We start from the raw sequence: 847 nt of genomic DNA on the forward strand, positions 1-847 counted from the left end.
AAAAGCCAATGCGCATTTTTCCCGGCCAAACAACATCACCCTCTGCGGGCTATGAGATTGTGTCTTTGTCCCGGTATCGTCATGCTGTTTTGCACCCGAACAATGAAAGGCCCGGTGGATGCGGACGATAGATACCCTGACACAGGCCCTGTTGGACGCTCGAAACAGCGGATCGCGGGCCGATGCCTCGGCCCTGCCCTCACCGGACTACCAGCAGGCGCTTGCCGTGCAGCGCGCAGTGCAGGCCCGGATTGGCAAGGTGAGCGGCTTCAAGGTGGCCCGTCGGGCCGAGGAGCCTCCGGTCATCGCGCCGATCCCGGCTCAGAAGACTTTTCCAAGCGGCGCGGCCCTGCCTGTTCGGGATCGATTGGGGATCGAGCTGGAAATCGGGTTCGAGGTGATCGCATCGCCGGGTCCAGACCCGATGCAGGACGCAGCCCGAGTCTTTCGGCCTCGCCTTGTTCTGGAACTTGTCGATACCCGGCTTACGGGGGCGGAGAACGATCCGCTGCTGAAACTGGCGGACATGCAGATCAATGACGGGCTCGTGCTTGGTCCAGAACTGCAGCGCTGGAATGGGCAGGACTTCAGCACGCTCGACGCGCGCCTGACCTGCGGATCGCAGATCGTCCTTTCTGGGAGCGCCACGGTGCCCGGAGGCTCCGCGCTGACCAACCTGGCCTTGCTTTGCACCCATCTGGGCGATCATTGTGGCGGGCTTCAGATCGGGCAGACAGTGATCACCGGCTCACTCTCGGGACTGCACTATTTTCCGGCAGCGACCGATGTGGTCGGTCATATTGATGGGTTCGGTAGCATCAGCTGTCAGTTGCGCTGATCCTTTTGG

General features: G+C 61.6%; 1 protein-coding gene. It reads left to right on the top strand.

The window, feature by feature from the left end:
• Positions 1-118 precede the first annotated feature (118 nt).
• Positions 119-838: a hydratase gene (locus MCRY_RS22470; RefSeq protein ID WP_085633989.1), complete on the top strand. Its 720-nt coding sequence runs from the start codon at positions 119-121 to the stop codon at positions 836-838.
• Positions 839-847: the final 9 nt, after the last annotated feature.

It is taken from the genome of Marivita cryptomonadis, from assembly GCF_002115725.1.
GTDB classification, from domain to species: Bacteria; Pseudomonadota; Alphaproteobacteria; order Rhodobacterales; family Rhodobacteraceae; genus Marivita; species Marivita cryptomonadis.